Source organism: Streptomyces scopuliridis RB72 (assembly GCF_000718095.1).
Taxonomy (GTDB): Bacteria; Actinomycetota; Actinomycetes; order Streptomycetales; family Streptomycetaceae; genus Streptomyces; species Streptomyces scopuliridis.
The window spans coordinates 30,359-42,947 of sequence record NZ_JOEI01000010.1; the positions used below are offsets into that span (position 1 = coordinate 30,359).

Below are 12,589 nucleotides of genomic sequence, written 5' to 3' on the forward strand. Positions count from 1 at the left end.
GTCGCGTCAGGACTTTACGGCCCCGGACAGCAGATCCAGGCTCCAGAACCGCTGGATGACCAGGAACAGCGCGATCAGCGGCAGCACCGCGAGCAGAGCACCGGTGATCACCAGAGTGTAGAGGGCGGGGGTGTTGGAGCCCTGCTGGAGCAGGGTGTACAGACCCAGGGTGACGGGGAACTTCTGGTCGTCGCCGAGCATGATGTACGGGAGCAGGAAGTTGTTCCACACGGCGACGAACTGGAAGAGGAACACCGTCACCAGACCCGGCACCATCATCGGCAGCGCCACCGACCGGAAGATCCGCCACTCGCCGCCGCCGTCCATCCGCCCCGCCTCCACCACATCGGGCGGCACGGCCGCCGCCGCGTAGATCCGGGCGAGATAGACCCCGTACGGCGAGAGGATCAGCGGGAGCAGCACGGACAGATAGCTGTCCGCCATATCGGCCTTCGCCATCAGCAGATACTGCGGTACGGCCAGGATGACCGGCGGCATCAGTACGCCCGCCAGCAGGACGTTGAAGAGGGTCTCGCGGCCCCGGAAGCGGTAGACCGCCAGCGCGTAGCCGCTCAGCGCGGACACCGCGGTCGACAGCAGGGCGCCGAACCCCGCGTAGAAGAGGGAGTTGAGCATCCACCGCCAGTACACCCCGTCGCGGTACGCGGACAGGTCGGCGACATTGTCGGTGAAGCCGGTGCCGGGCAGGAAGGTGAAGGTGGAGAACAGCTCACGGCCGGACTTCGTCGCCGCCACCACGACCCAGGCCACGGGCAGCAGGCAGTACAGGGCGCCGACCAGCAGCGCCACGGTCGGCACCCAGGCGATACGGCGGGTGGCGGGAGCGGTCACTGGGTCTCTCCCCGGTTCGAACGGGAGCCCACGGTCTTGAGGAAGCCGAAGGACAGTACGAGGGTGATGACGGCGATGACCACCGAGGTGGCCGCCGCCGAATAGATGTCGTTCTTGACGAAGGCGTCCTGATAGACCTTCATCAGCGGGGACCAGGTGGTGGACAGCGAGTTGGTCAGCGGCTTGAGCGTCGTCGGCTCGCTGAACACCTGGAGCGTCGCGATGATCGAGAAGAAGAAGGTCAGCACCAGCGAGGGCGCGACGATCGGGATCTTGATCCGCAGGGCCGTCTGGAGCTGCGAGGCGCCGTCGAGCCTGGCCGCCTCGTAGATCTCCACGGGGATCGAGCGCAACGACGTATAGATGACGATCATGTTGAAGCCGGTGCCGCCCCACAGCGCGATATTGGCCAGCGCCACATAGAGCGGCCCGCCGTCCAGCAGATCGGGCGCCGGCAGACCCGCCCTGTCGAGCAGATAGTGGAACGGGCTGACGTCCGGCAGATAGAGGAAGCCCCACATCAGCGCGGCGATCACCCCGGGGACGGCGTACGGCAGGAAGATCGCGAGCCGCGAGAAACCGCCGAGCCGGGTGCGCTCGGCGTCCAGCATCAGCGCCAGTACGAGCGCGAGCCCCAGCATCGACGGCACGACGATCGCGCCGTAGCCCAGCACGCGCAGCGCACTGGAGAGCAGCTCGGAGTCGGAGAGCGCGGCGGTGTAGTTGGAGAGCCCCGCCCACACCTCCTGTCGCGCTCCCGAGCCCAGCCCGAGCCCCTTGACCTCGACCTTTCGCAGGCTCAGATAGAGGGCGTAACCGATGGGCAGGGCGAAGAAGAGCGCGAACAGCGCGACGGCGGGCAGGAGAAAGGCGTACGGGGCGCCCCGCACCCGCCACCTGCCGGGACGCGGCCCACCGCGACGGAGGTCCGTGGCCATCAGCCGGTGACCTCGAAGCCCTGCTTCTTCAGGTCGGCGACGGTGTCCCGCTGTATGACGCCGAGGGCCGCGCCGAAGTCCGACTTGTTCTTGGCCGCCGAGGCGAAGGAGTCACGGAACGCGGTGTACGCGACATTCACATTCGGCCCCCATGCGGAGGGCGCGGTGGTCTTCGCGATCTCGGCCGCCTGTGCGTAGAAGTCCGGCTGGTTGGGGAAGAAGCCGGGGGCCGCGCTGAGCGCGCCGCCCGTCTGCGCGGCGGTGGCGGCCGGATAGATCCCGCCCTCCTTCACCAGCGCGGCCAGTGCCCGGCTGTCCGTGTTCAGCCAGGCGGCGAACCGCGCGGCGGCCTTCTTGTGGCCCGAGTCGTTGGTGACACCGGTGGAGGAGCCGCCCCAGCTGCCGGTCCTGTGCTCTCCCGCGTTCCACTGCGGCAGCGGGGCCATCGCCCACTTCCCCTTGGTGTCCGGCGCCGCGGTGGTCAGAGTGCCGGGCGCCCATACCGCGCTCACCCAGGCGAGTTGCTTGCCCGTGTTGAGCGCCTTGTTCCAGGAGGGCGTGTACATGGGCTGGTTGTCGATGGCGCCTTCCTTGACCAGACCACCCCAGAAGTCCGCGACCTTCGCCGTCGCGGCGTCGGCTATCCCGACCTTCCAGGTCTCGCCCTGAGTCGTCCACCACCTGGCGCCCGCCTGCTGCGCCAGACCGGCGAAGAGCCCCGCGTCATTGCTGGAGAAGGTGGTCAGCGCCTTGGAGGGGTCCTTCTTCTTCAGGGCGCGGGCGGCGTCGGCGAACTCGTCCCAGGTGGTGGGCACCGTCAGCCCGTACTCCTTGAAGAGGTCCTCGCGGTAGTAGAACATCATCGGCCCGGAGTCCTGCGGGACCGCGTAGACGGCGTCCGTGCCGAGCGTCGTCTGCTGCCAGACGCCCGGGGCGAACTGGCCCTTGGCGTCGCCGACTTCCGAGGAGATGTCCGCCAGTACGTCATTGCTGACGAGCGTCGGGAGCGCCTGGTACTCGGCCTGCACCAGGTCAGGGGCCTTCTTCGCCTTGGCCGCGGTGATGATTTTGGTGACCAGATCGTCCCCGGACGCCTGCTTCTTCACGGTGACCGTGACGCCGGTCTTCTTGCCCTCCGTCGTGTTCCAGATGTCGGCGACCTTGTCCATGCCGGGCGCCCAGGCCCAGTAGGTGAGCGAGACGGGACCGTCCGACCCGGACTCCGCGTCGTCTCCGTCGCCCGAGCCGCAGGCGGCGAGGGCGGTGGCGCCGAGCGCGAGGGTGAGGCATGTGGCCATGAGGCGTCCGCGCGTGGTGAATTGCATGGTGTTTCTCCCCTGACGATGGTCCCCGACCTGGCTGCGGCGGACCGGTCGTGCTCTGTGAGCGTTCACAGTAGAGAAACGTCCCGGACACTTGTCAATGGTTGTTCCTGTGCGGTTATGTTGGATCTGCGTCGCCGCCCATGTGTGTGCACGTTCCCACAACCCGTTCCCACACCTGCGTTCCTCAGCGCACGCAGCACAGGAGGCATTTCCATGCCGGACACCGCACCCGAGGGTCTCGAAGGGCTCGCGTTCGGCGGGGACTACAACCCCGAACAGTGGCCGGAGGAGGTCTGGCAGGAGGACGTCCGCCTCATGCGCGAGGCCGGCGTCAACCTGGTGAGTCTCGGCATCTTCTCCTGGGCCCTGCTGGAGCCCGAGCCCGGCCGCTACGACTTCGACTGGCTCGACCGGATCATCGGCCTCCTGCATGAACACGGCATCCGTATCGACCTGGCCACCCCCACCGTCGCCCCGCCCGCCTGGTTCTACCGCGCCCACCCCGACGCGCTCCCCGTCAGCCGGGAGGGCACGCGGTACGCGTTCGGCTCACGCGGCGCGATCTGCCACAGCTCACCGGCGTACCGCGCCGCCGCCGCGGCCATCACCGAACAACTCGCCCGCCGCTACGGCAGCCATCCCGCGCTGGCGCTCTGGCACGTCCACAACGAGTACGGCGTCCCTGTCAGCGCCTGCTACTGCGAGAACTGCGCGGTCCACTTCCGCCGCTGGCTCGGCGCCACGTACTCCACGGTCGACGCCGTCAACGAGGCGTGGGGGACCGCCTTCTGGGGCCAGCGCTACGGCTCGTTCGACGAGATCGAACCGCCCCGCGCCACCCCCACCGTCTGCAACCCCGCCCAGCGCCTCGACTACGCCCGCTTCGCCGACGCCACCATGCGGGAGAACTTCGTACGGGAGCGCGACCTGCTGCACCGGCACTCCCCGGGCATCCCCGTCACCACCAACTTCATGACCGCGCTCAGCCAGTGCGACTCCGTCGACTACTGGGCCTGGGGACGCGAGGTCGACCTCGTCACCAACGACCACTACCTCATCACCGACGGCCGGCGGACCCATGTGAACCTCGCCATGGCCGCAGACCTCACCCGCTCCGTGGCGGGCGGCGCCCCCTGGCTGCTGCTCGAACACTCCACCAGCGGCGTCAACTGGCAGCCGCGCAACCCGGCCAAGGCGCCCGGCCAGATGGCCAGGAACAGCCTCGCCCATGTGGCCCGGGGCTCCGACGGCGCGATGTTCTTCCAGTGGCGCCAGTCCCGGCGCGGCGCCGAGAAGTTCCACTCCTCGATGCTGCCGCACGCGGGCACCGACAGCCGCGTCTGGCGCGAGGTCGTCGGACTCGGCGCCGCGCTGGGGGGCCTGGCGACGGTACGCGGTACGAGGACGGCAGCCGACGCCGCCCTGGTCTGGGACTGGCAGTCCTGGTGGGCGCAGCGCCTCGAATGGCGCCCGAGCGAGGACCACGACGCCCGCGAACGGGCCGACACCTTCTACGAGGCGCTCTACGACCGCCATCTCACCGTCGACTTCGCCCACCCGGAAGCCGATCTGTCGGGCTACCCCCTCGTCGTGGTGCCCGCCCTCTATCTCGCCGGCGAGGCCACGGGACGCAACCTCCGTACGTACGTCGAGAACGGCGGCACGCTCGTCGTCTCGTACTTCTCCGGAATCGTCGACCAGCACGACGCCGTCCACCCCGGCGCCCATCCCGGCGTCCTGCGCGAGGTCCTCGGCCTCACCGTCGAGGAGTTCTCGCCCCTCGGCGAGGGCGAACGGGTCCGGCTCACCGCGGCCGACGGCGCGGAGCTGACCGGTGACGTCTGGAGCGAGTTCGTGGTCCCGCGCGGCGCCGAGACCGTCTGGACCTACGCCGACGGGCTCGCCGCGGGGCGTCCCGCCATCACCCGGCACCGGCTGGGCCGGGGTACGGCCTGGTACGTCTCCACGCGGCTGGACTCCGGCGCGCTCGACACGATCCTCGACGCCGCCGCCGAGGACGCGGGCATCGCGCCGCGCACCGGCCTGCCGCGCGACATCGAGGTCGTACGCCGCACCGGCGAGGGCGGCGACTACCTCTTCGCCGTCAACCACACCGGCACGGACACCAAGGTGCCACTGCCCGCGCACGGCACCGAACTCCTCACCGGCGAAAGGGCGGCGGGCCGGCTCGGCCTGCCCGCCGGAGCGGTACGTGTCGTGAAGCTCGACGACTGAGCCCCGTCACCCATCGAAGGGACATCGACGATGCACCTCGCACCTCGCACCTGGACCTGGCGCTCGCCACGCGCCGCCGCCGCGCTCTGCGTGCTGGGCGCCCTGCTCCTCACCGTCCTGCCCGCCCAGCGGGCACACGCCGCCGACAGCCTCGGCAACGCCGGATTCGAGGCCGACCCCACCGGCACCACCACCCCGGCCGGCTGGAGCACTTACTCGGCCACCGGCCAGAACACCGCCTCCTTCAGCGAGAACGGCGGCTACAGCGGCAGCCGCCGGCTCACCCACTGGTCGGCCTCGGCCTACAAGATCGAGACGTATCAGTATCTGACGGGACTGGCCGCTGGTACGTACACACTCAGCGCCCGGGTCCGCTCCAGCGGCGGCCAGAGCGCCGCCTATATCGCCCTGCGCAACTGCGGCGGCGCCGAACAGCGCACCGACCTGCCGCCCACGCCGAACGGCGAGTGGATCCGTATCGTCACCTCGGTACGGGTGAGCGGCGGGAACTGCACCGTCAGCCTCAACTCCGACGCCCACGCGGGGGAGTGGGCCAACTTCGACGATCTCACCTTCACGTCCGGCGCCACGGGTCTGGCCGTCAAGGGCGGCGACCTCTCGACGCTCGCGAAGAACGAGGCGTTCGGCGCCACCTACCGCGCCGCCGACGGCACGAGCGCGGACGCCCTGCGGATCCTGCGCGGGTCGGGGATGAACTACGTACGGCTCAAGGTCTGGGTGAACCCGGCCGACGGCTACAACAACAAGGCACGGATCCTGGCGATGGCGAAGCGGGCCAAGGCCGAGGGCATGAAGCTCCTGATCGACTTCCACTACTCGGACCGCTGGGCCGACCCGGGGCAGCAGAACAAGCCGGCCGCCTGGGCCTCCCACACGTACAGCCAGTTGCGCACCGACGTCTACGACCACACCTTCGATGTGCTGAACGCCCTCAAGGCCCAGGGCACCACCGCCGACATGGTGCAGATCGGCAACGAGATCAACGGCGGCATGCTGTGGCCGGAGGGCTCCACCGACAACTGGACCCAGCTCGCCGGACTGCTCACCTCCGGGGCCCAGGCGGCGAAGGCCGTCTCCTCCACCACCCAGGTCGCCCTGCATCTGGCCAAGGGCGGTGACAACGCGGGCACCCGCTGGTGGTTCGACCAGGCGGTCGCGCGCCAGGTGCCGTTCGATGTCATCGCGCTGTCGTACTACGGCTACTGGCACGGCCCGCTCTCCGGCCTTCAGGCCAATCTGGACGATGTGGCCGCGCGGTACGGGAAGCCGGTGCTCGTGGCCGAGACTGCCTACGCCCACACACTCGCCAACGGTGACTTCCTGGAGAACAACGTGTCCTCCACGAGCCAGCTGCCGGCCGGCTATCCGGCGACTCCGGCCGGCCAGGCGGCCAATCTGCGCGATGTCATGAACGTCGTCGAGGCGGTCCCGGGTGGTCGTGGTCTGGGCGTCGTCTACTGGGAGCCGGCCTGGACCGCGGTGAACGGGAGCGGCTGGGACCCCCAGGACCCCTCCTCGGGCAACGCGTGGGAGAACCAGGCGCTCTTCGGATACGACACGCGACTGCTGCCCGCCGCGGGGTGGTTCGCACACCGGTAGAACCGGCGGGGGCCGAGCGCCGGACGGCATCTACCATGGTGGCCGTGACCGTGATTGATGCCGAGGAAGTCCGCCGTATCGCGCTGTCCCTCCCACAGACAGTGGAGAAGGAGGCGTGGAGCATGCCCACGTTCCGTGTCGCCGGGAAGATGTTCGTCACGGTCCCGGACGATCAGACGTCGTTCGCCGTACGCTGCCCCCGGTACGAGCGGACGGAGCTGATCGCGGCCGAGCCGGAGAAGTTCTGGGTGCCGCCGCACGAGGCGAGTTCCGCGTGGGTGCGGGTACGGCTGAGCGCGCTGGAGGATCTGGACGAGCTGCGCGACATCCTCGTGGACTCCTGGAGGCAGGCCGCGCCGGACCGTCTCGTGGAAGCGTTCCCCACCCCGGAACCCGGTACGGGAACGGACACCGGGACCGGGACCGAGAAGGACTGAGTCACACAGGCTGGGCCGCACAACGCCGCACAACAAGAACGCCCCCTCCGTCGGAGGGGGCGTCGTGCTGCTCGATCACGTCGGCCGGGGCCGGCGGCGGGATTCGTACCCGCGAACTGAGAAAACCATAGCCCGCGATCGCCGCTCAGTGGTGAAGTTCGACGGACAGACCGGCCGACACGGGGGTGAATTCACCCATTCGGCCGAGCGGCGGGCGGTATTGATGCCGGTGGGGCCCGGGACGTAGGTTCCGATCCGTGGGACGGACGGGATCGACGGGGTAGAGGGGGCCGGGGTGGAGAAGTCCGGGATATCGGTCGCGGAAGACGCGAAAGACGCGGGAAACGCGGAAGACGCGCAGGTCGTGGTCGTCGGGGGCGGACCGGTCGGCATGCTGCTCGCCGCCGAGTTGGGGGCGTACGGCATCGACACCGTGGTCCTCGAAGTCCGTGCCGCCACATCGGACCGGCCCAGGGCCACCACCGTGCACGCGCGGACGGTGCAGTCCCTGGCGCGGCGCGGCTACTTTCCGGCGCCCGACGCGGCGGCGGACGGCACCGTCTCGCGGCCGTTCCATTTCGCCGGCCTGCCGGGGCTCCGTATCACCGCCCCCGCGTCCGAACCCGAGCCTCTCCTGAAGGAATCCCAGGCGGCTCTGGAGCGGTCCTTCGAGGCGGGGGCCCGAGCGGTCGGGGTGCGGGTATTACGTGAGCACCGGGTGACCGGGGTGCGGCAGAGCCCCGAGGGCGTGGAGGTCATGGCCGAAGGACCGGAAGGCGTACGGGTGTTCCGCGCCGCGTACCTGGTGGGAGCCGACGGTTCACACGGCGCGGTCCGTACATGGGCGGGCATCCCGGCGGAGACTCGCCCCGCGACGGTGTCCGCGCTGATGGGGCTGGTCCGCTTCACGGGGGAGCGGATCCCGCCGCTCGGCTGGCACCGTACCCGCCGAGGCTGGATCGTCACCAAGACCATGGCGGACGGGCGCACTCTGGTCCGTACGCTCGACTGGACGGGCGGGCCCGGCGACCGCAACACCCCGGTCACGCCGGCCGAGTTGCGCGATCGGGTGTCGTGGATCGCCGGATACGACGTGGAGATGGCGGCCCCGAGCCGGCTGAGCCGGTTCAGTGACTTCGCGCGGCTGGCGGACAGATACCGCGCCGGGCGGGTGCTGCTCGTCGGTGACGCGGCGCATGTGCACTTCCCCATCGGCGGACAGGGCCTGAGCACCGGTCTGCTGGACGCGCTCAACCTGGGCTGGAAGCTGGCGTTCACCGTGCGGGGCACCGCGGGCGCCGGTCTGCTCGACACGTATCACCACGAACGCGGGCCCGCCGCCCGCCGGGTCATCGACAACACCCGCGTCCAGGTCGCCCTGATGCGTCCCGGCCCCGAACTCGACCCGCTGCGCGCGTTGTTCGCCGGGCTGCTCACGGGCGACGAGGAGAAGGAGGGAGACAGCGGGGACGGAGGCAAGGACGGGGCTCGGCATCTCAGCGACATGATCAGCGGGCAGGACACAGTGGTCGCGCCCAGGCCGGGCCGTTCCTCGCGGTGGGAGGGACGGTTCCTGTGGAACACCGCGCTGGTGACGGAGGCGGGCCCGGCGGAGGTGATCGGGCTGCTGCGCGGCGGCCGGCCGCTGCTTCTGCTGTTCGGCGAGCGGGGCCTTCCGTACGCGGCCGAGGCCCGCGGCTGGGCCCATGTCCTCCGGGTGGTGCGGGCCGAGCCCGTACCGGCGCTGCCCTGCGACGCCTTGCTGGTACGCCCCGACGGCTATGTCGCCTGGTCCCCGGACGACGGTGCTCCGGGCGCTGCTTCGGACGGTGCTCCGAGCGGCGCGGCTGCGGACGGTGCGGGTCTGGGCGAGGCGCTGCGCGACTGGTTCGGCGGGCCGAGGTGAGCGCCCGCGTCGGACGGCCGTACTCCGTCAGCCGGTGGCCGGTTCCCGTTCGGTGGCCGGGCGTGGAGGGTCCTCCGTGTCGTCCTCGATCTCCGCGATGACGGCCCCGCCCCGCTGGGTGGTCAGATCCACGGAGGTGAGGACGGAGGAGAGAGCGATATTGGGCAGCAGATGGCGCAGCCACGCGGAGACACGGTTGTTGAGATCCTGATAGCCGGTGAGCGCCTGGGACATGGCCTGGATGCCGGCGAAGGAGCCCACGATGACATCGGCCGTCTCGGCGGGCTTCACATGGGGGAGCAGCTCGCCCTGTTCCCGTGCCTTCTCCAGCAACCCGCCAATGACACGGCTCCAGTTGAGAAAGGGGCCGGTGCGGTCGAGTCCGTGTGCCTGCTGGTCGAGGGAGAGTCGCACCCCGGCGCGGACCATGGGGTTGGTCTGGAGCCGGTGGGCGTGGAGTGTGATGACATCGACGGCTTCCTGGATCTTGCAGGCGCGCGCGGGGACCGTCAGCCGCTGGTCCTGTTCGCTCAGTACGCCGAGAGCGAGGTCTTCCTTGGACGGGAAATGGAAGTAGAGCGCGCCCTTGGTCATGCCCGCGGTGGTGAGGATCTCCGTGATGGTGGCTGCCTGGTATCCGCGTTCTTCGAATACCTTCGCCGCCGCTGTCAGGATGGTCTGACGGGTACGGATGGCGCGGTCCTGTCTGGCCATGCCTCCACCTCCCACGCACAGGGTTCATAAACTGTTCGACAGTGTGAAACAAACCGTCGAGTCCGTATCTTACAGAGCGTGGTTCGCGGGAGGTCGGGCCGGAAACGCGGCGGGCTGTACGGCGGGTCCTGACCGAGCCCTGGCCGGGCCCTGTGACGCGGAGAGCGACGTGGGGGAGAGGGACCGGCCGGCGCCTCGGGGGACGACGTCAGTGACCCGGAAGCGGTGCGGTCATCACGGTGGAGGTGAAGACGGGTAAGCCGTTCTGGTGGCCGGTGACCAGGACCGTGCGCGCGTCGCCGGAAGCGATGTGGTGCGCTTCGATCAGGCAGGGGCTGTCCAGCTCGGCGTAGCGCGTGAACTCGCTGTGGATGCCGGTGGGCAGAAGGGGCGAGGTGGCCAGGGCGGAGGCCGCGCCCTGGCGGGCGGCCTCGATGAGGACCATGCCCGGTATGTGGTCGACGGGGTGGTCGAAGAGTGTGGGATGGCGGGTGTCCACTCTCAGCTGCCACTGGTGCGGCGCGTCGGTGGGGGAGAGGACCACATCCGCGGGCGACATCCGTCCCACACTCCGCGGCGAGACCGGTGCGGTGAGGGGGAGTTGGGGCCGGTCGTCACAGCGTGTGCGGTCGCCGCGGAGGCGGCGGTAGACCTCGGGAGTGGTGCAGGTGTAGGAGGCGCTGCCCGTGGCGGCGATCTCTCCGTCACGGCTCAGCACGGCCTCGTACCGCAGCCCCGCCAGCTTTTTCCCGCGCCACCGCACCTCGGTGCACGTGATGTCGATGTCGAGTCCGGCGGGAGCGCCGCTGATGCGCAGGTGCTCGGGCCGGACCGTGAACGCGAGGTCCCGCATGAGGAACTGATGGGTGAGCGGGACATCGAACTCGGCGTGCGCCAGAAGAGAACCGACCTGCCGGATTGTTTCCGTCGCCAGCAGGGGATCGTAATGCGTACCGTCGATCGGGGCGAAGAAGCTGTGGCCGCGGGGCCACTGCGCGGTCACTCCGAAGCGGGTGTCGTCTCTTCGCTCCCAGCCGGTGAGCAGGACCTCGGCCACGGCGGCGCGATGGACGAACTCCTTCGGAACGGTCGTGGTGAGGGAGGGAAAACGGGACAGTGCCCGCCCGATGGCCGAGGCCCTTCCGTCCCCTTCGGGGAGGTGGCTGATGGGTCCGTGCTTCACCTGGAATGTGCTCGCGGACATATGTCCTCCACAGAGGCGCGGCGGCGAGGGGTGATGGGTGCACCCTCGCCGAGTGAAGATACATACCAGCCGGTTTCATTTCTAGGCCCTGATCCGTCGCCGGATTGCCCCATAAAAAACAGCACGGACGGTTTCATATTGACAAAGGGTCGGTGCTGATTTTGAATCGACGAGCGTCGGCAAGCGCGCCCTTGAGGGGCTTCCGGACGCGCCGGGCGCACTGGTCTCAGCACTGGTCTCATTCGCATCCGCAGGGGAGACGGCGTGGACATCGACGTACTGGGCACGCTGGCCGCACGGGAGAACGGAATCTCGATCACGCCCACCGCCCCCAAGCCCCGGCAGGTCCTGGCACTGCTGGCGCTGCACGCCGACCGGGTGGTGCCCGTGGCCGCGCTGATCGAGGAGTTGTGGGCGGGGGAGCCGCCGCGCAGTGCCCGCACCACTCTCCAGACGTATGTGCTGCAACTGCGCGCGCTCATCGCGACGGCCCTGGAACGTGACGCGGAGGCTTCGGGGGAGGGCGAACGGCGCACCGCCAAGGACGTGTTGGTCACGCTGCCGGGCGGCTATCTCCTGAACAGCGGTGGCGGCACCAGCGATGTCCGTGAGTTCGACCGGCTCGCCGGGATGGGGTACCGGGCGATGGACGCCGGTGATTTCCCGGACGCGGCACGGCAGTTGCGTGCGGCGCTCGCCCTCTGGACCGGGGCGGCCTTCGCCGGTGTGCAGGGCGGTGCGCAGCTGGACATGGAGGCCAGACGTCTGGAGGAGAGCCGGCTCTGCGCGCTCGACCAGCGCATCGAGGCCGATCTGCGGCTCGGCCGCCACCGGGAACTGCTCGCCGAACTCACCGTGCTCGTCGGCCGGTTCCCCAGTCATGAGAATCTGCACGGCCAGTTCATGCTGGCGCTCCACCGTTCAGGGCGCCGCGGCGAGGCGCTGGATGTCTACCAGCGCCTGCGCGCCACCCTCGTACGGGAGTTGGGCCTGGAGCCCTCCGGCGCGCTGCGTCGGCTTCAGCATTCGATCCTGGTCTCCGCCCCCGAGGTCACGGCCGCTCCCGAGACCCCCGGCGAGCACCTCGCCCACGTCGGCTGAGAGTACGTGCCAGGTAGTGCGCCACAACTGAGTGATCTGCGCCACATTCGGATCGATTGTGGATTGAAGTCGACGCGGGAGTGATTGGCGGCGGCTCGGTCCGCGCCGTCGCGTCGACGCAGGTCGGAGCCTGCCTGACGGTGTTCGACCGCTCACGCGGTGTGGCGCATGGGGCGGATGAGATGGTGCCTGCATGTAAGGGGACGATCGCTTTCCGTATTTTTTCTTGGGTGTCGCGTTGCACGTTTGACCACCCC

10 protein-coding genes are annotated in these 12,589 nt (G+C 69.5%); 5 read left to right on the forward strand and 5 right to left on the reverse strand.

Annotation, left to right across the window (positions count from 1 at the left end):
• Positions 1 to 6 precede the first annotated feature (6 nt).
• Genes IF11_RS0114825 through IF11_RS0114835 form a run of 3 tightly spaced genes read right to left on the reverse strand, consistent with a single transcriptional unit; the run spans position 7 to position 3,115 of the window.
• A complete protein-coding gene (locus IF11_RS0114825) occupies positions 7 to 852 on the reverse strand; it encodes a carbohydrate ABC transporter permease (protein ID WP_030352047.1) in 846 nt (281 codons plus the stop codon).
• Entirely contained in the window at positions 849 to 1,790 is a 942-nt protein-coding gene (locus IF11_RS0114830; protein WP_051745916.1) for a carbohydrate ABC transporter permease, read from the reverse strand. Before IF11_RS0114830 ends, IF11_RS0114825 begins: the two co-directional genes overlap by 4 nt.
• Positions 1,790 to 3,115 (reverse strand): ABC transporter substrate-binding protein, encoded by a 1,326-nt coding sequence (locus IF11_RS0114835; RefSeq protein ID WP_030352049.1) that lies wholly within the window; start codon positions 3,113 to 3,115, stop codon positions 1,790 to 1,792. Before IF11_RS0114835 ends, IF11_RS0114830 begins: the two co-directional genes overlap by 1 nt.
• Positions 3,116 to 3,328: 213 nt before the next feature.
• Here IF11_RS0114835 and IF11_RS0114840 point away from each other — a divergent pair, with 213 nt between their 5' ends.
• The 4 genes from IF11_RS0114840 to IF11_RS0114855 all read left to right on the forward strand — a co-directional run bounded on the left by IF11_RS0114840 (position 3,329) and on the right by IF11_RS0114855 (position 9,313).
• Positions 3,329 to 5,350 carry a beta-galactosidase gene (locus IF11_RS0114840; RefSeq protein ID WP_030352050.1) on the forward strand — a complete coding sequence of 674 codons (2,022 nt, stop codon included), beginning with the start codon at positions 3,329 to 3,331 and terminating at the stop codon, positions 5,348 to 5,350.
• Positions 5,351 to 5,380: 30 nt separating this feature from the next.
• Entirely contained in the window at positions 5,381 to 6,970 is a 1,590-nt protein-coding gene (locus IF11_RS0114845) for a glycoside hydrolase family 53 protein (RefSeq protein WP_030352051.1), read from the forward strand.
• A 35-nt stretch (positions 6,971 to 7,005) separates the two neighbouring features.
• On the forward strand, positions 7,006 to 7,407 hold the full coding sequence (locus tag IF11_RS36610) for an MmcQ/YjbR family DNA-binding protein (protein WP_051745918.1): 402 nt from the start codon (positions 7,006 to 7,008) through the stop codon (positions 7,405 to 7,407).
• A 295-nt stretch (positions 7,408 to 7,702) separates the two neighbouring features.
• Entirely contained in the window at positions 7,703 to 9,313 is a 1,611-nt protein-coding gene (locus IF11_RS0114855; RefSeq protein WP_240627680.1) for an FAD-dependent monooxygenase, read from the forward strand.
• A 27-nt stretch (positions 9,314 to 9,340) separates the two neighbouring features.
• Here IF11_RS0114855 and IF11_RS0114860 read toward each other — a convergent pair whose 3' ends face one another.
• Complete coding sequence (locus tag IF11_RS0114860) at positions 9,341 to 10,027, reverse strand: ScbR family autoregulator-binding transcription factor (RefSeq protein ID WP_030352054.1); 687 nt, start codon at positions 10,025 to 10,027, stop codon at positions 9,341 to 9,343.
• A gap of 208 nt (positions 10,028 to 10,235) precedes the next feature.
• Positions 10,236 to 11,231 (reverse strand): ScbA/BarX family gamma-butyrolactone biosynthesis protein, encoded by a 996-nt coding sequence (locus tag IF11_RS0114865; RefSeq protein WP_037727788.1) that lies wholly within the window; start codon positions 11,229 to 11,231, stop codon positions 10,236 to 10,238.
• Between the two features lie 264 nt (positions 11,232 to 11,495).
• Between IF11_RS0114865 and IF11_RS0114870 the strand changes: the two genes are divergently transcribed.
• A complete protein-coding gene (locus IF11_RS0114870; protein ID WP_030352056.1) occupies positions 11,496 to 12,332 on the forward strand; it encodes an AfsR/SARP family transcriptional regulator in 837 nt (278 codons plus the stop codon).
• Positions 12,333 to 12,589 lie beyond the last annotated feature (257 nt).

Coding starts and splice junctions, on each gene's coding strand:
- IF11_RS0114830 (WP_051745916.1), bottom strand. CDS start 1,790: ATGGCCACGGACCTCCGTCGCGGTGGGCCGCGTCCCGGCAGGTGGCGG.
- IF11_RS0114835 (WP_030352049.1), bottom strand. CDS start 3,115: ATGCAATTCACCACGCGCGGACGCCTCATGGCCACATGCCTCACCCTC.
- IF11_RS0114840 (WP_030352050.1), top strand. CDS start 3,329: ATGCCGGACACCGCACCCGAGGGTCTCGAAGGGCTCGCGTTCGGCGGG.
- IF11_RS0114845 (WP_030352051.1), top strand. CDS start 5,381: ATGCACCTCGCACCTCGCACCTGGACCTGGCGCTCGCCACGCGCCGCC.
- IF11_RS36610 (WP_051745918.1), top strand. CDS start 7,006: ATGGTGGCCGTGACCGTGATTGATGCCGAGGAAGTCCGCCGTATCGCG.
- IF11_RS0114860 (WP_030352054.1), bottom strand. CDS start 10,027: ATGGCCAGACAGGACCGCGCCATCCGTACCCGTCAGACCATCCTGACA.
- IF11_RS0114865 (WP_037727788.1), bottom strand. CDS start 11,231: ATGTCCGCGAGCACATTCCAGGTGAAGCACGGACCCATCAGCCACCTC.